4 protein-coding genes are annotated in these 18,759 nt (G+C 74.1%); all 4 read left to right on the top strand.

What is annotated here, in order from left to right; translation table 11 throughout:
- The coding region (locus tag QUG03_RS21380; protein WP_500820942.1) for an amino acid adenylation domain-containing protein at positions 1-6,236 on the top strand (6,236 nt) is incomplete at its 5' end.
- Entirely contained in the window at positions 6,233-17,179 is a 10,947-nt protein-coding gene (hmlC, locus tag QUG03_RS21375; protein ID WP_500820941.1) for a jagaricin-like haemolysin non-ribosomal peptide synthetase HmlC, read from the top strand. The genes QUG03_RS21380 and hmlC, both read left to right, overlap by 4 nt.
- Positions 17,176-17,946, top strand: a complete 771-nt coding sequence (gene hmlD, locus QUG03_RS21370; RefSeq protein ID WP_500820940.1) for an SDR family oxidoreductase HmlD — start codon at positions 17,176-17,178, stop codon at positions 17,944-17,946. Before hmlC ends, hmlD begins: the two co-directional genes overlap by 4 nt.
- Positions 17,943-18,716, top strand: a complete 774-nt coding sequence (locus tag QUG03_RS21365) for a glycosyltransferase family 32 protein (RefSeq protein WP_235084513.1) — start codon at positions 17,943-17,945, stop codon at positions 18,714-18,716. The genes hmlD and QUG03_RS21365 overlap by 4 nt, the downstream gene beginning before the upstream one ends.
- Positions 18,717-18,759 lie beyond the last annotated feature (43 nt).

Genomic DNA, 18,759 nt, shown 5'->3' with positions numbered 1-18,759 from the left:
AACACATGCTGCCCGCCGTCATCGTGGCGCTGGAGCGTTTCCCGCTGACCCATCACGGCAAGGTGGACCGCGCCGCGTTGCCCGCGCCGCAAGCGCTCAGCGCCGCCTTGCGCGTCGAAGCCCGCTCGGACGCCGAACGCGCGCTGGCCCAGATCTGGGCCGACGTCCTCGCCGTGCCGCTGCCCGGCATCGACGACAACTTCTTCGCCCTCGGCGGCGATTCCATCCTCTCCCTGCAAGTGGTCGCCCGCGCCCGCGCGCAAGGCCTGGCGCTGAGTCCGCGCCAGCTGCTGCTGGAGCCCAGCATCCGCCAGCTGGCCGCCGCGCTCAGCACGGCGGCGGCCGAGGAAGATGCCGCGGCCGCCGGTCCGCTGCCGGCCACGCCCATCCAGCGCTGGTTCGCCGGCCAGGAGCTGGCCGAGCCGCGGCATTGGAACCAGGCGCTGGCGCTGCAACTGGCCCGCCCCGTGGACGCGGCCCGGCTGCAAGCCGCGCTCGACGCCGTGGCCGCGCGCCACGACGCCTTCCGCCTGCGCTTCGCGCCGGAACCGGCGCTGGCCGAGGCGGCCGGCGGCTGGCCCTGCCGCGAACTGGAGCTGACGGACGAGAGCGAGGAGGCCGCGCGCGCGGCGATAGAACAGGCCCAGCGCCAGCTGGACCCGGACGCCGGCCCGCTGGCCCGCGCGCTCTTGCTGCGCCGCGGCCGGCAAGCGCCGCTGCTGGCGCTGATCGTCCACCATCTGGCGGTGGACGCGGTGTCCTGGGGCATTCTGCTGGACGATCTGACGCAAGCACTGGACGCGCTGACGCGCGGCGAAGCCCCGCGGCTCGCCGCCGTGCCCGCCAACTGGCGGCGCTGGGCGGAGCGGCAGCGCGCCGACGCCGCCGAGGCGGACCCCGCGCCCTGGCTCGGCCAGGCCGCGGCCGGCTTCCCGACGCTGCGCCGCGACTTCGCTGCGCCGGCGGCCAATACCGAAGCCGCCTCGCGGCTGCTCAGCCGCGAGCTGGACGCGGCCTTGACCGGCCGCCTGCTGGCCGCCGGCGCCCGCGCCGCCGGCCAGCGCGTCAGCGCCCTGCTGCTCTTGGCCTTATGGCGCGCGCTGGCCTCCCGGCTAGACGCGCCGCGCTTCGCGGTGACGCTGGAACACCATGGCCGCGACGCGGAATCCGGCCTGGACCTGTCCCGCACCATGGGCTGGTTCACCGCGCTGTATCCGCTGAGCGTGGCCGGCGACGCCGCCACCGCCGGCGCGGCCGAACTCTTGGCCGCCATCGCCGCGCCCTTGTCGCTGTTGACCCCCATCGCGCCGGAATACGGCCAGGCGCGCTGGCTGGGGCCGGACAAAGAGGCACGCCGGCGGCTGGACGCGGCCGGCCTGCCGGAAATCAGCTTCAATTACCTGGGCGCGCCGCGCGGCGTCGACAACGCCTGGTTCCAACTGCGGCCCGAGCTGATTGCCGGCGAACGCGCCGCCGCCAACCTGCGCCCCTTCGCGCTGGACCTGGTGCTGGTGGTGCTGGACGGCAGGCTGCGCGTGGACTGGCGCTACCCCGGCGGCCAGTTCGAAGCGGCCACCGTCGCCGGCTGGGCCGACGCCTTCGCCCGCGAACTCGCGCTGGCGCTGGACGAGATCGAGGCCGCGCCGCTGCTGGCCGCCGATTACCCGCTGGCGCGGCTGGAGCAGGCCGCCGTGGAGGAGCTGGCGCGCCGGAGCGGCCCTTTCGACGATCTCTATCCGCTGTCCCCGCTGCAACAGGGCATGCTGTTCCACAGCGTGGCCGACGCCGCCGACGGCGCTTATCTGGAACAACTCAGCAGCGTGGTCAACGGCCCGCTGGACCCGGACGCCTTCGCCGAGGCCTGGCGCGCGATGCTGGCGCGTCATCCGCTGCTGCGCTCCGGCTTCCACTGGCAGGGCCTGGCCCAGCCGCTGCAGGCGGCGATGCGCGCCGCGCCGCTGCCGATCAGCCGGCTGGACTGGTCCGGCCTGGCCGAGCCCGAGGCCACGCTGGCCGACTATCTGGCCGCCGACGCCGCGCGGCCGTTCGCGCTGGACGCCGCGCCGCTGATGCGGCTGGCGCTGATCCGCCTGGGCCAGGACCGCTGGCGCTGGATCTGGAGCTATCACCACCTGCTGCTGGACGGCTGGTCGCTGCCGCTGTTCTTCCGCGAGTTGCTGACCCTGTACCGCGCGCTCAGCCGCGGCGAGGCCCCGGCCCTGCCGCCGGCGCGGCCGTTCTCCGCCTATATCGGCTGGCTGGACCGCGCCGGCCGCCGCGCCCGCTCGGACGAGCGCTTCTGGCGCCGCTATTTCTCCGGGCTGGAACAGCCCACCCTGCTCGCCGGCCCCGCCGGCGGCGGCGCCGACTTCGTCGAGCGGGAAATCCGGCTGTCGCCGGAGTGGAGCGCGCGCGCCGCCGCCGCGATGCAGGCTTGCGCCAGCACGCTGAACACCCTGTTCCAGGCCGCCTGGGCGCTGACCCTGGCGCGCAGCGGCCACGGCGAGGACATCGTGTTCGGCGCGGCCCTGTCCGGCCGCAACGGCGATCTGCCCGGCATAGGCGAAATGATAGGGCTGTTCATCAACACCCTGCCCTTGCGGGTGCGGCTCAATCCGGCCGCCGACGCGCGCGCGCTGCTGGCCCAGGTGCAGGCCGATCAGGCCCGGGTGCAGGACTACGCCCACAACAGGCTGGTGGACGTCCAGCGCTGGGCCGGCCGCGACAACGCCCAGTTGTTCGACTCCCTGCTGGTCTTCGAGAACTACCCCGCCGACGCGCTGCTGCGCGACGAGGCCGCCGGCCTGGGCTTTGAAACGCCGCGCTTCAGCGAACACACCAACTACCCGCTGACGCTGGCCGTGATCCCCGGCGCGGCCCTGACCGTCAAGCTCACCTTCGACCGCAGCCGCGTCGCCGACGCGGCGGCCGAGGAATTGCTGCAACGCTGGCTTGCGGTGGCGGAACGCATGGTCGCCGCGCCGGACGCCGCCGTCGCCTCCATCGAGCTGCTGCCCGCGGACACGCGGCGGGCGCGGATCGCCGACGCCGCCCGGCCGCCGCTGGCCTCGCCGGAACTGGCGCAGCGCCTGTTCGAGCGCCAGGCCGCCGCCGCGCCGCGCGCGCCTGCTCTGCTGGACGAGAACGGCGCGCTCGATTACGCCGGACTGGAGCGCCGCGCCAACCAACTGGCCCACCGGCTGCAAGCGCTGGGCGCCGGCCCGGAAACCGTGGTGGGCGTGCTGCTGCCGCGCGGCGCGGACGCGGTGACGGCGCTGCTGGCCACGCTGAAGGCCGGCGCCGTCTATCTGCCGCTGGACCCGGCCTATCCGGCTGAACGGCTGGACTATATGCTGGCCGACAGCGGCGCCGCCATCCTGCTCAGCGAAACGCGCCTGCTGCCGACGCTGAGCCGGCTGCCGGCCAAGCTGCTCTTGCTGGACCAAGCCCCAGATGCTCCTGATTCTGCGCAGGACGCCGCGCCGCCCTGCGCCGCCGGCGTCGACAATCTGGCCTATCTGATCTACACCTCCGGCTCCACAGGCTGGCCCAAGGGCGTGGGCGTCAGCCATCGCGGCGTCGCCAACCTCTGCCGCGCCCAATGCGAGGTTTTCCAGGTGGACGCCGGCAGCCGCGTCTACCAGTTCGCCCCGCTGAGCTTCGACGCCTCGGTGTCGGAAATCTTCATGGCCCTGGGCAGCGGCGCGGCCCTGTGCCTGCCGGAAGCCGACGCCGCTCAAGACCCGGCCGGCGCACTGCGCCGCGCCGCGCGGCGTCACGGCCTGACCCACGCCACCCTGCCGCCGGCGCTGCTGGCGGCGCTGGAGCAAGACGACCTGCCCGGCCTGCGCACCCTGATCTCCGCCGGCGAAACCGCCGCGCCCGGCCTGCTGGCGCGCTGGGCCGCCAAGCGCCGCGTGGTCAACGCCTACGGCCCGACCGAGGCCACGGTCTGCGCCAGCATGCAGGCCTGCGACGCGCTCGAGCCGCTGCCGTCCATAGGCCGCGGCATGGCCGGCGTCCGCCTCTATCTGCTGGACCGCTGGGGCGGCCTGGTGCCGCCCGGCGTGCCCGGCGAGCTGCACATCGGCGGCGAGGCGCTGGCGCGCGGCTATATCGGCCAGCCCGGCCGCACCGCCGCCAGCTTCGTGCCGGACGCGGTGTCCGGCCTGCCCGGCGCGCGGCTGTACCGCAGCGGCGACCTGGGAGAATACCTGCCCGACGGCGGCATCCGCTTCCTGGGCCGCGCCGGCGGCCAGGTCAAGCACCGCGGCTACCGCATCGAGCTGGACGGCGTCGCCGCCGCGCTCAGCGCCCATCCGGACGTGGACGAGGCGCTGGCGCTGATCCGCCGGGACGGCGAGCGCCCCCAGCTGCTGGCCTACGCCCGGCTCAAGCCGGAGGCCGCCGCCGACGCCGCCGCGCTGCGCGAACACCTGGCCGCCCGGCTGCCGGCCCACGAGCTGCCGCAGGCCATCCTGATCCTGCGCCAATGGCCGCTGACCCCGGCCGGCAAGATAGACCGCGCGGCGCTGCCGTCGCCGGAAGACGCCGCGCCGGACGCGCCGGACGCGGACGCCGCGCTGAGCCCGGCCGAGGCCGCGCTGCTGGAGATCTGGCGCTCGGCGCTGGGACGCGGCGGCATCGGCGTTCACGACAATTATTTCGCCGCCGGCGGCGATTCCATCCTGGCCCTGCAAATCGTCTCGCGCGCCAAGCAGGCCGGTTTCGACATCGAGCCGCGCGCGCTGTTCGCCCATCCCACGGTGGCCGGACTGGCGGCGGTGGCCGGCGCGACAGCGCGGCGGACCCACATCGAGGAGCCGGAACAGGCCGAGGCGCCGCTGGCGCCCATCCAGCGCTGGTTCCTGCAACAAGACTGGCCCGCGCCGCAGCACTGGAACCTCAGCCTGCGGCTGAGCCTGGACGCCGCCGCGGACCCGGCCGCGCTGCGGGCGGCGCTGACGGCCGTGGCCCTGCGGCACGACGCGCTGCGCCTGAGGCTGCGCCGCGAGCCCGACGGCGGCTGGAGCCAGCATTACGGCCCGCGCGCCGCGCCGCCGCTTGAAACGCTGACGCTGCGGGAAACGGAAGCGGCCGCGCGCGAGGCGGAGCTGCAAGCCCACGGCGCGCGCTTGCAAGCATCGCTGGACCTGGAGCGCGGCCCGCTGCTGCGCGCCGTGCTGATCGAGGCCGGGCCGGACGGCCGCCCCGAACTGCTGCTGATCGCCCACCACTGGGTGCTGGACGTGGTGTCCTGGCGCATTCTGCTGGACGACCTGGACCAGGCCTACGGCCAGGCCGCGGACGGCGTAGAGATCTCGCTGCCGCCGGTGGCCGTCAGCTACCGGGCCTGGACGCGCTCGCTGGCGGAAGCCGCGCCCGCGCTGGCCGGCGAACTCGGCTATTGGCGCGCCGCCGTCGCCCCGCTGGCCGCGCCGCCCGGACTCTGCGCCGTCGGCCGCGTGGCGGAACGCCGCCGCGCGACGGTCAGCCTGGACGCCGACGCCAGCGCCGCGCTGCTGGAAGGCGGCGCGGAACGCTACCGCGCCCAGCCGCAGGAACTGCTGCTGGCGGCGCTGACCCTGGCCTGGCGCCGGCTGAGCGGCCTGCCCGCGCTCGCCCTGGATCTGGAAAACCACGGCCGCGGCGCGGCGGCGGGCCCCGCGCCCGATCTGTCGCGCAGCGTGGGCTGGTTCACCTGCCTGCACCCGCTGCGCATAGAACCGGCCGGCGACGGCTGGGAGCCGGCGGCGGCGGCGGCCAAGGCCGCGCTGCGCGGCGTGCCCGGCGGCGGCATCGGCTTCGGCGCCCTGCGCTATCTGGGCGATCCGGCCCAGGCCGCCGCGCTGGACCAGGCGCCGCCGCGGCCGCTCAGCTTCAACTATCTGGGCCGGCTGGACGACGCCGCCGACGGCGTGCTGCCGCGGCTGCGCGCGCGGCTGTCGGCGCGGGAGGCCGGACCGGCGCAAGACCCGCGCCAGCGGCTGCCGCACGCCGTCGCCGTCAACGCCCGCATCGAGAAAGGCCGCCTGCGGCTGGACTTCGACTACGCCGACGCCCACAACACCCCGGCCCTGGCCGAACAGTGCCGACTGGCGCTGGAAGAACTGGCCGCGCTCTGCCGCGCCGGCGGCCTGCCCGCCGTCGCCTACCACACCTCGGACTTCGCCGGCGTCGCGCTGGAAGAGAACGAATTGGCCGCCTTGCTGGACGACCTCACCGACATAGAATGACCATGACAAGCACACCGAACCTCAAAGACCAGATCCAGGACATCCTGCCCCTGAGCCCGCTGCAACGCGGCGTGCTGTTCCACACCTTGTTCGCGCCCGGCTCGCCGGTCTATTTCGAGCAATTGATCTGCCGGCTGGACGGCGCGGTGGACCCCGCCGCCATGGCCGACGCGCTGGAGCGGCTGGCCGAACGCCATCCCATCCTGCGCACCGCCTTCGTCACCAAGGGCCAGGCCGAGCCGCGCCAGGTGGTATTCCGCCGCGCCCGCGCGCCGCTGGCCGTCCACGACTGGAGCCAAGACGATGCGGCCGAGCGCGAGCGGCGGCTGGAGGCGCTGCTGGACGAAGACCGCCGCCGCGGCTTCCAGCTGAACCGGCCGCCGCTGATGCGGCTGACGCTGCTGCGCTACGGGCCGGCGGAATGGCGGCTGATCTGGAGCCACCATCACATTCTGCTGGACGGCTGGTCGCTGCCCATCCTGATGCGCGATTACTTCGCGCTGCTGTCCGGCGCGGCGCTGCCTCCGCCGCCGCCGCCCTTCTCCGCCTATCTGAGCTGGCTGGGCCGCCAGGACCAGGACGCCGCCGCCCGCCGCTGGCGCGCCCTGCTGGGCGATCTCGCCGCGCCGACGCCGCTGGGCCTGGACCGGCCGGCGCTGCCGGGCGCCTTGGCCGGCGCCGACGTCGGCCAGATCGAACGAGGGCTGGACTACCGCGTCGACGGCGACCTCGCCGCCGCCGCCGAACGCTGCCGGGTGACGCCGGGCACCCTGCTGCTGGGCGCCTGGGCCATTCTGCTCAGCCGCTACGCGCGCCAGGACGACGTGGTCTTCGGCCTCACCTTGTCCGGCCGCGCCATCGATCTGCCCGGCGTGGACGGCATGGCGGGCCTGTTGATCAACTCCCTGCCGCTGCGCCTGGCGACGCCGGCCGACGCCGCGCTGCCGCAATGGCTGGCCGAGGTGCAGCGCCGCCAGCTGGAGCTGCAATCGCTGTCGCACAGCGATCTGGCCGACGTCCAGCGCCACAGCGGCGTGCCGCGCGGCCAGCCGCTGTTCGAAACCCTGGTGGCGATAGACAACTTCCCGATAGGCGACGCCCTGCCCTCGGACGGCTTGGGCTTCCGGATTTCCGACGTTTCCCAGCGCGAGCGCACCCACTACCCGCTGACCCTGACCCTGGTGCCGGGCGCGGACGGCTTGAGCTTGAAGCTGGGCTTCGACCGCGCGCGGGTGGACGAGGCGCCGGCCGCGGCGCTGGCCGAGGCCTATCTGGAGCTGCTGCGCCAGATCGCCGCGCGGCCGGACGCCGCGCTGCGCGAGCTGGGCCTGGTGCGGCCCAGCGCGGTTCAGCCGCCCGCGCCGCTCCCGCCGGCCGGCCGCGGCGGGCCGGACACCCTGGCCGCCGCCTTCCTGGCCGCCGCCGAGCGTTTTCCGGACCGCGTCGCCGTCAGCGACGGCCCCGCGACGCTGAGCTACCGGCAGCTGCGCGCCCAAGCCGCCGCCATCGCGGAACGCTTGCGCCAGGACGGCGTCGCGCCCGGCGTCAGGGTGGGCGTCTGCCTACCGCGCTCCGCCGGACAAATCGCCGCCATGCTGGGCGTGACGCTGGCCGGCGGCGTCTATCTGCCGCTGGACCCGGATTATCCGGCAGAGCGGCTGGCCTATCAGCTGGACGACAGCCAGGCTTTGCTCACGCTGACCGACGCCGAACACAGGCCGCGGCTGCCGGCGGAACACCGCTGCCTGTCGCTGGCGGAAATAGGCTGCGGCGCCAGACCGGCGGCGCGGCCGCCCGCCGGCCTGGAAGCCGGGCACGGCGCTTACGTGATCTACACCTCCGGCTCCACCGGCCAACCCAAGGGCGTGCTGGTTTCCCACCGCAACGTGCTGCGCTTGTTCTCCGCCAGCGCCCGCCATTTCGCCTTCAACGAGAACGACGTCTGGACTTATTTCCACTCCTTCGCCTTCGATTTCTCGGTGTGGGAAATCTGGGGCGCGCTGCTCTACGGCGGCCGCTGCGTGGTGGTGCCGCGCGAACTCAGCCGCGATCCGGCCGCCTTCGTCGAACTGCTGGGCCGCGAGGGCGTCACCGTGCTGAACCAGACCCCGTCGGCGTTCAAGCTGGCGATCGCCGCGGAAAGCGCCGCGCCGCTGCCGCGGCCGACGGCGCTGCGCTGGGTGATCTTCGGCGGCGAAGCGCTGCGGCTGGCCGAGCTCTGCCCGTGGCTGGAACGGCACGGCGACGACGGCCCGCGGCTGGCCAATATGTACGGCATCACCGAAACCACCGTTCACGTCACCTTCCGCCGCATCCTCGCCGCCGATCTTGAGGCCGGCGGCGAACTCAGCCCGATAGGCGAGCCGCTGGACGACCTGAGCCTGGAGCTGGCGGACCCCTGCGGCCACCCCGTGCCCTTGGGGGCGCCCGGCGAAATCCTGGTCGGCGGCGCCGGCGTCAGCCTAGGCTATCTGAACCGCCCGCAATTGAACGCCGAGCGTTTTCCCGGCGTCGGCGCGGAACGGCGCTACCGTTCCGGCGATCTGGCGCGGCGCAGCGCCGACGGCGAGCTGCTCTACTGCGGCCGCATCGACCATCAAGTGAAGATACGCGGCTTCCGCATCGAGCTGGGCGAAGTGCGCGCCGCGCTGCTGAGCCATCCGGCGGTGCGCGACGTTCACCTCGTCGCCGCCGACGACCAACTCATCGCCTATCTGCGCGCCGACGACCCGGCCGCGGCCGGCGCCGACGCCTTGCGCCGCCATCTGGCCGCGCGCTTGCCGGCCCACATGATTCCGGCGGCCTTCATCGCGCTGGCCGAGTTTCCGCTCACCCTCAACGGCAAGGTGGACGCGCGCGCGCTGCCGTCGCCGCAAGGCGCGCGCTCGGTGCTAGACACGCCCTACGTCCCCGCCGCCACCGCCAGGCAACAGCTGCTGGCCGAGATCTGGAGCCAGGTGCTGGGCCTGCCGCGCGTCGGCATCCACGACAATTATTTCTCGCTGGGCGGCGACTCCATCCGCAGCGTGCGCATCGCCGGCCTGGCCAAGGAGCGCGGCTGCCCGCTGAGCATCCAGGACATTTTCCGCCACGGCACCATCGCCGCCATCGTCGAGGCGATGGGCGAAGGCGAAGACGAAAACACCAGCGCGCCGGACGCGGTCCTGCCGCCCTTCGCGCTGATAGACGCCGCCGACCGCGCGCGGCTGCCGCCCGAGGTGGAAGACGCGCTGCCGCTGGCCAGACTGCAGGCCGGCATGCTGTTCCACAATGAATACGACGACGGCCGCAATCTGTACCACGACGTGTTCTCCCACCGGCTGCGCGCCGACATCGCCCCGGAACGCCTGCGCCAGGCGCTGGCGGAGCTGAGCCGCGAACATCCGCTGCTGCGCACCGGCTTCGCGCTGGCCGGCTACTCCCAGCCGCTGCAGCTGGTCTGGCGCGATCTGACGCCCAGTCTGGACATCGACGACCTGCGCGGCCTGTCGCCGCAGCAGCGGGACGAAGCCGTGGCCAGCCAGCTGCGGCAATTGAGCGAGCAGCGCTTCGCGCCGGAGCGGCCGCCGCTGCTGCGCGTCGGCTGCCTGCGGCTGGCCGACGACGAATGGCAGCTGACGCTGGCCTTCCACCACGCCATCCTGGACGGCTGGAGCGTGGCCACCCTGTGCGCGGCCCTGTTCAAACGGATGCGCGGCCAGACCGGCCCCGCGCCGGCTCCGCGCGCGGCCTTCCGCGACTTCGTCGCCGCGGAGCGGGCCGCGCTGGCCGATCCGGCGCAGCAGGCTTACTGGCGCGCCCAATTGAGCGGCCTGCCGTCCGCCGCCATTCCGCGCTGGCCGCAGCATGCCGCGCCGGCGGGCAAGGCCAGGGTGGGCGCGCAGGAAATCGGTTTCCCGGCCGCGGTCGCCGCCGCGCTGATCCGCCTGGCCGCCGACAGCGGCCTGCCGCTGAAGACCCTGTTGCTGGCGGTGCACGCCCGCGCGCTGGCCTGCTTGTGCGGCCAGGACGAAATCGTCACCGGCCTGGTCAGCAACGGCCGCCCGGCCGACGCCGACGGCGCCGAAGCGCTGGGCCTCTTCCTCAACACCCTGCCGCTGCGCGTCCGCGTCGGCGGCAGCTGGCGCGCGCTGCTGGCGGAAACCATGGCGGCGGAAGGCAACAGCCTGCCTCACCGCTTCTTCCCGCTGGCGGACATCCTCAAGCTGGGCGAAGCCGCCCGCTTCGAAGCCTCCTTCAACTACGTGGACTTCCACGTCTACCGCGAACTGGGCGAGGCCGGCGCGCTGGAAGTGCTGGACAGCAGCCGCCTGGAAGCGGTGGACATCCCGCTGGCGGTCACCTTCAGCGCCAGCCGCGCCGAGGGCGCCGTCACCCTGGGCTTTTCCTACGACCGCGCGGCCTTCCCCGACGCGCAAGTGGCCGCCATCGGCCGGCTCTACCTGGCCGCCGCCGAGGCGCTGACGCGGAACCCGGACGCCCTGTGCCTGGACGCGCCGCTGACCGAGAGCGCGCCCAAGCCGCTACGCGGCCCGTCCGCCGGCCTCGCCGACTTCTCGGTGCCGCAGGCCATCGCCGCCGTCGCGCGGCAACGCCCGGACGCCGTGGCCGTGGCCGGCGAGGGCGCGACGCTGAGCTACGCCGAACTGGACGCCCGCGCCAATCGGCTGGCGCGCCGGCTGCTGGCGCACGGAGCCGGCCCGGACGCGGTGGTGGCGCTGGACTTGCCGCGCTCGCCCGAGCTGGTGGTGGCGATGCTGGCGACGCTGAAAGCCGGCGCCGCCTATCTGCCGCTGGACCGCGGCCAGCCGGAAGCGCGCCGCCGCGACATCCTGCAAGAGGCCGCGCCGGCGCTGCTACTCAGCCTGGACCCCGCCGCTGACGCGCCGCCCGGCTGCGCCGTCTTGCAAGCAAACCTGGCCGAAGATCTGAACGATGAAGACGCGGCCGCCCCCGTCGCGCCGGTCCACGGCGACGCGCTGGCCTATCTGCTGTTCACCTCCGGCTCCAGCGGCCGCCCCAAGGGCGTCGCCGTCGGCCGCGCCGCGCTGGACAACCACATGGCCTGGATGAAGCGCCGCTACCCGCTGGACGCGGACGACGCGGTGCTGCAGAAAACCCCGGTGGGTTTCGACGCCTCGGTATGGGAATTCTGGGCGCCGCTGACCCAGGGCGCGAAGCTGCTGCTGGCGACCGAGGACGGCCACCGCGACCCGGACTACCTGATCCGCGCCGTGCGCGAACAAGGCGTCACCGTGCTGCAGCTGGTGCCCAGCCTGCTGGCCGTGCTGCTGGCGATGCCGGACTTCGCCGGCTGCCGCGCGCTGCGCCGGGTCTTCGTCGGCGGCGAAGCGCTGCCGGCCGCCACCCTGGCCCGCTTCCACGCCGCGCTGGACATCCCGCTGGTCAATCTCTACGGCCCCACCGAAACCGCCATCGACGCCTCCAGCGCGGAATACCTGCGCTCGGACCCGCCGGCGCTCGCCGTCGGCATCGGCCAGCCCATAGACGGCGTCGTCTTCCACGTGCTGGACGCCCGCCTCAATCCGGTGCCGCCCGGCGTGCGCGGCGAACTCTACATCGCCGGCTGCGGCCTGGCGCGCGGCTATCTGGGCCAGCCGGCGCAGACCGCGCGGCGTTTTATCCCGGACCCGCTGTCGCCGCTGCCCGGCGGCCGCCTGTACCGCAGCGGCGACATCGTGCGGCTGCTGCCGGACGGCGCGCTGGAATACCTGGGCCGCGCCGACGGCCAGGTCAAGCTGCGCGGCCAGCGGGTGGAACTGGAGGAGATCGAAGCCAGCCTCGCCGCCTGCCCCGGCGTGCGCCAAGCCGCCGCCGCGCTCTACCGCGACCGCTCCGGCGCGGACCGGCTGGCCGCCTACGTCCGGCTGACGCCGGAGGCCGAGGCCGGCGACTGGCGCGCGGCCATGCTGGCGGCGCTGCGCCTGCGCTTGCCGGAATACATGCTGCCGGCGCAATGGATCGCGCTGCGGCAATGGCCGGTCGGCCCCAACGGCAAGACCGACCGCGCCGCCTTGCCGGCGCCGCAGACGGACGCGGCGTCCCCGGCCCGCGGCCGCGCGCCCGACACCCCGCAAGAGCAAGCCTTGGCCGCGATCTGGCAACAAGTGCTGGGCCGCGAGGACATCGGCGCCGACGACAACTTCTTCCAATTGGGCGGGGACTCCATCCTCGGCCTGCAGATCGTGGCCCAGGCCCGCCAGGCCGGCCTGGCGCTGGCCGCGCGCGACATCTTCAGCCATCCCACCGTCGCCGAGCTGGCCGCCCAGGTCCGCCCGGCGCGGCCGGAAGCCGAACTGCCGGAGATTCCGTCCGGCGCGCCGCTGCCGCTGACCCCGGCCCAGCACTGGTTCTTCGAACGCCTAAGCGCCCTGCCGCGTCCCGGCCACTGGAACCAGGCGCTGCTGCTGAGCGTGGCCGCCGGCGTCTCCGCGCCGGCGCTGCGCGACGCCCTGCTGCGGCTGGAACAAAGCCACGACGCCTTCCGCCTGCGCTTCGCCGCCGGCGCCGAAGGCTGGCGTCAACACTACGCGCCGCGCGAGGCCTTGCGCGAAGAAGACTGGCTGGAGCGCGTCGATCTGAGCGCGCTGCCGGCCGCGGAGCGCGCCGCCGCCATCGAGGCCCGCGCCGAGGCGGCGCAGCGGGAGTTGGATCTGGAACGCGGGCCGCTGCTGCGGGCCGTGCACTTCGACTGCGGCGACGGCGAGGCCGGCCGGCTGCTGTTGCTCATCCATCATTTGATCGTGGACGGCGTGTCCTGGCGCGTGCTGTTGCAGGATCTCGCCGGCCTGCTGGCCGGCGTGGCCCCGCCGCCGGCGCGCGTCGGCTTCGGCCATTGGGCGCGGCGCCCGCGCGCGCCCTCCGCCGAAGAACGCGCTTACTGGCTAGACCAGGCGCGGCTGGCCGCCGACGCGGTCCGCGTCCCGCTGACGACGGAGGCGGAACGCGACAACCGCTACGGCGCGGCCGACACCGTGGAACTGTCGCTGGACGGCGGCGAAACCGCCGCCCTGCTCCGCGGCGGAGCGCTGCGCGCCAGCGCCGAGGAAATGCTGCTGGCGGCGGCGCTGGGCGCGCTGCGCGACTGGCTGGACGCCGACGCGCTGTCCGTCACCATGGAAGGCCACGGCCGCGACGACGAGACGCTGGACCTCTCCCGCACCGTGGGCTGGTTCACCGCCCTGTACCCGCTGACCGTGAGCGGCCTGGCCGAAGCCACGCCGCAGCGCCTGCTGCGCCGGGTCAAGCAGACGCTGCGCGCAGTGCCGGCCGGCGGCGCCGGCTACGGCGCGCTGCGGCAGGCGGACGACGCCGACGCCCGCGCGCTGGCCGCCGCTCCGGAGCCGCAGATCGCCTTCAACTACCTGGGCCAGTTCGACACCAGCCTGCCGGCCGACGGCGCACTGGCACCGGCGCCGGAATCAGTGGGCGCGATGGAAGACCCGGACGGCCTGCGCCCGCGGCTGATCGACATCGTGGCCCTGGTCAGCGACGGCAAGCTGTCGCTGCGCTGGAACTACGGCCGCGCCGCCCTGCCGCGCGCGACGGTGGAAGCCCTCGCCCGCCAGACGCGGCAGCGGCTGCTGGCGCTGCTGAGCCTGGACGCGGACGCCGCGGCGTCGGCCCTGACCCCGGACGATTTCCCGCTGGCCGCGCTGGACGAGGCCGGCCTGCCCGCGGCGTTGGGCGCGCATGGCGACATCGTCGACCTGTGGTCGCTGACCCCGGTGCAGGAAGGCATGCTGTTCCACACGCGGATGGAAGCCGCCGCCGGCCCGGCCGGCGTCTATATCGAGCAAGTGGTCGCCGAACTGGACGGCGCGGTGGACCCGGCCTTGCTGCGCCAAGCCTGGGAACAGGTGCTGGCGCGGCATGACGCGCTGCGCGTCAGCTTCGCCTGGGAAGGGCTGGCCGCGCCGCTGCAGCGGGTCCACCGCGCACCCGCGCTGCCGTTCTCGGTCCGCGAAACGCCGGACGAGGCCGCGCTGGAACGCTATCTGGCCGCCGACCGCGCAGCCGGCTTCGCGCTGGACGCCCCGCCCTTGATGCGCCTCGCGCTGCTGACGCGTAACGGCGCGCCGTGGCGGCTGGTCTGGACCCATCACCACGCGCTGCTGGACGGCTGGTCCATGGCCGTCGTCTTCGACGAGGCGCTGGCCCTGTACCGCGGACTGAGCCAGGGCCAGAGCGCGGCGCTGCCGCCGGCGCCCTCCTTCGGACGCTTCATCAAATGGCTGCGCGCGCATAGCGACCGCCAGGCCCAGCAAGCCTTCTGGCGCGACTACTTCAGCGGCTACGCCGCCGCGGCCGATCTGGCCCTGCTGCCGGCCGGCGGCCCGGCCCGGCCGCGTTCCCAGTCGCTGCGGCTGAGCCCGGAACTGGGCGCCGCGCTGCGCAAGACCGCGCGCGAGCGCAAAGTCACGCTCAACACCCTGTTCCAGGGCGCGCTGGCGGTGGCCCTGTCCCGCATCGGCCGCTGCGACGATCTGGTGTTCGGCGTCACCATGTCCGGCCGGCCCGAATCGCTGCCCGGCCGCGACGCCGCCGTCGGCCTGTTCATCGCCACCCTGCCGCTGCGCGCCGACTGCTCGGCCGCGCAGCCTATCGGCGATTTCCTCGGCCGGCTGCAAGACGCCCAAAGCCGGCTGGTGCCGCACGAAGCCAGCGCCCTGGTGGACATTCAGCGCTGGAGCGGCCTGTCCGCGCGCCAGCCTCTGTTCGACGCGGTGCTGGTCTATGAGAACTACCCGATCCGCGCCGAGGTCGGCGACGCCGCCCAGGCGCTGCGCGTGGGCGCGGCCTCCGCGCGCGAGCAATCCAACTACCCGCTGACCCTCTACGTCAAACCCGGCGCCGACGCCATCGAGCTGGACGGCGTCTTCGACGCCGGCCGCATCGAGGCGGAACGCGTGGACGCGCTGCTGCACGCGCTGCCGCGGCTGCTGCGCCAGATCGCCGACGGCGCGGACCGCGTCGGCGATCTGCGCCTGGCCGAGCCGACGCCGCCGGCCGCCTTCCCGCCGCCGGACGGCGACACCGTGCTCGCCATGCTGAGCGCCGCCGCGCGCCTCACCCCGGACAAGATCGCGGTCGCCGCCGAGGACGGCAGCCTGAGCTACGGCCAACTGGTGAGCGGCGCGCGCGCGCTGGCGCGCCGGCTGATCGCCGATGGAGTCGCCCCAGGCGACACCGTGGCGCTGGCGCTGCCGCCGGACGCGCGCGCGCTGACCGCCCTGCTGGCCACGCTGTGGGCCGGCGCGCAATACCTGCCGCTGGACCCGGCGCTGCCGCCGCTGCGCCGCGACGCCATCCTGGAAGACGCCCGCCCCGGCCTGATCCTCGTCGACGGCGACGCCTCCGGCTGGCCCGCCTCCGCCAAGGTGTTGACGCTGCCCGCGCCCCTGCCGCCCGCAGCCGCGGACATCGACGAGGGCCCGCTGCCCGGCGACGCGCTCCACCCGGAAGCGCCGGCCTACACCCTGTTCACCTCCGGCAGCACCGGCCGGCCCAAGGGCGTGCAGATCGCCCATCGCTCGCTGGCCAACATCCTGCGGCATTTCCGCGCCGAGCCCGGCTTCAGCGCCGACGACGTCTTGCTGTCGGTCACCACCTGGTCCTTCGACATCGCGGCGCTGGAACTGCTGCTGCCCCTGGTCTGCGGCGGCACGGTCGCCATCGCGCCGGCCTCGGCCGCCGGGGACGGCCCGGCGCTGGCCGCCGAGGCCGCGCGCCGCGACGCCGGCGTGATCCAGGCCACGCCGGCCAGCTGGCGCATGCTGCTGGAAGCCGGCTGGAAGCCGGCGCCCGGCCTGCGCGCCTGGTGCGGCGGCGAGGCGCTGCCCGCCGATCTGGCCCGCGCGCTGCTGGACGCCGGCGCCGCGCTGTGGAACGTCTACGGGCCCACCGAAACCACCATCTGGTCCGCGCTGCACCGGGTGGACGGCGGCCAGCTGCCGCCGCCGGCCGGCCACGCCATCCGCCGCACCACGCTGTGGACGGCCGACCACCACGACCAGCCGCTGCCGCCGCATCTGGCCGGCGAACTGCGCATAGGCGGCGACGGCCTGGCGCTGGGCTATCTGGGCGCGCCGGCGCAAACCGCCGCCCGCTTCCTCCCCGATCCGCTGGCCGGCCGGCCCGGCGCCCGCGTCTACCGCAGCGGCGATCTGGCCTGCCTGCTGCCGAACGGCGAGGTCCGCGTGCTGGGCCGGCTGGACGGCCAGGCCAAGCTCAACGGCTTCCGGCTGGAGCTGGAGGAAGTGGAAACCAGGCTGCGCGAGCTGCCCGGCGTGCGCCAGGCCGCGGCGGCCGTCCGCCGCGACCCGCAAGGCCACGCCCGGCTGATCGCCTATTTGGTGCCGGACGACAGCGGCGCCTGGCGCGCCGGCGACGAGGCCGATCCGGCCGCCTTGCAGCGGGTCCGCGCCCGGCTGTCCGCCGCGCTGCCCGGCTATATGCTGCCCAGCCGCTTTGTCACCCTGGAGCGGCTGCCGCTGACGGCCAACCTCAAGCTGGACCGCAAGGCCCTGCCCGAACCGGCGGCGAACGCGCCGACCCGCGCCGGCAGCGCGCCCCAGGGCGCGCTGGAGCAAGCGGTGTGCGCGCTGTGGGAAGAAGTGTTCGAACGCGCCGGCGTCGCCGCCGACGACGACTTTTTCGAGCTGGGCGGCCATTCGCTGCTGGCCACCCGCATCCAGGTGCGCGTCAACAAGATCTTCCGGCAGACCCTGCCGCTGCGCGCCACCTTCCACGCCCAGACCCCGCGCGCCCTGGCCGCGCTGCTGGCCGAACGCGAGTCCGCGCCCGGCCTGGCCGCCAAGATCGCCGCCGTCTACCTGAAGCTGCGCGGCATGTCCGACGCCGAGCGCGACGCGCTGCGCCAGGCCGCCGCCCAAACCACCACCATGGAAACCGCAGAATGAAACTGGAACACATCAACGCCATCGTCAGCGGCGCCGCCAGCGGCATCGGCCGCGCCTTCGCGCTGGAGCTGGCCCGCGCCGGCGCGCGGGTCCACGCCGCCGACCTGGACGCCGCCGGCCTGCGCCGGCTGGAGGACGACGCCGCCGGCCTCCCCGGCGCGGTGCGCGGCTCGGTGCTGGACGTGAGCCAGGAAGCCGCGGTCCGCGCCTTTCTGAAAACGGCGTCGGAGGACGCGGAGCCGGCCAATCTGCTGGTCAACAACGCCGGCATCCTGCGCGACGGCTGGCTGGTGAGGCTGGACGTGGAAGGCTTCGTCCGCAAGCTGCCCACCGCGCAATGGCGGGCGGTGCTGGACGCCAATCTGACCGCGCCCTATCTGCTGAGCCGCGAATTCGCCGCCGCCCGCGTGGAGTCCGGCCTCAACACGCCGGGCCTGATCGTCAACGTCTCCTCCGTCACCAGCGCCGGCAATCCCGGCCAGTCCAACTACGCGGCGTCCAAGGCCGGCCTGGACGCGCTGACCCGGACCTGGGCGCTGGAACTGGCCCCCTTCGGCATTCGCGTGGCCGGCCTCGCGCCCGGCCTGACCGACACCCCGATGGCGGCGGGCCTGGCGCCGGCCACCCGCGAGGACTTGATCGCCCAAGTGCCGCTGCGGCGCATGGCCGAGCCGGCGGAAATCTGGCAGGGGCTGAAATTCATCATCGAATGCGATTACTTCAACGGCCGCATCATCGCCATCGACGGCGGAGCGACCTTCTCGTGAAGCCGACACTTTCCGCTCCGGAGGCGGGCATTCCGCGCCGCATCCATCAGATCTGGTATCAAGGCGCCGCCGCGCTGCCGGACAAATACCGCCGCTACCGCGACAGCTGGATGCGACGCCATCCGGACTGGGAGTTCGTGTTCTGGGACGCGCCCAAGATGCAGGCGCTGGTCGACGAGCACTATCCCTGGTTCGCGGCTCGCTACGCCGGCTTCGAGCGCGACATCCAACGCATAGACGCCGCGCGCTATCTGTTCCTGGCGCTGCACGGCGGCTTCTACATCGACATGGACATCGAAAACCTGCGGCCCATAGACCCGCTGCTGCCGGAGAGGCGGCTGATCCTGTCGCGCACCCACGGCTTCAACAACGCGCTGATAGGCAGCGCGCCCGGCCACCCCTTGTGGGACACCGTGCTGGACCGGCTGGCCGCCGGCCAGTGCGCGCCGCTGGACCCGGCGATGCCGGCCCGGCTGCGCGAATCGCCGGCGATGCGCACCGCCGTCACCGTGGGGCCGCGCTTCTTCACCTGGTGCGTGCAGCAAAGCGGCTGCCTGGACGACGCGGCCACGCTGTGCTGCCCCGGCTATTACTTCGAACCCGGCTCGCCCACGCCGGACGGCAGCTCCTGGCCGCCGGCCGACGATCCCGACGGCGGCTACGCCCGCCACCACATGGACCTCAACTGGCTGGACCTGCGCCACCGGCTCTTGTCCCGGCTGAACCGGCTGCTGCTGCCCTGGCTGACGCGACGGCTGCCTTTGCAATGAAAAAGTCGCCGCGATGCGGCGACTTCAAAAACAAGACATAGAA

This window comes from Chromobacterium sp. CCUG 30098, assembly GCF_059916605.1.
Note: the sequence above shows the minus strand (reverse complement) of the source record. Positions and strands in the feature narration are given on the sequence as shown.

Excerpts from the sequence above, each read along its gene's own strand:
- hmlC (WP_500820941.1), top strand. The coding sequence starts at position 6,233 with ATGACCATGACAAGCACACCGAACCTCAAAGACCAGATCCAGGACATC.
- hmlD (WP_500820940.1), top strand. The coding sequence starts at position 17,176 with ATGAAACTGGAACACATCAACGCCATCGTCAGCGGCGCCGCCAGCGGC.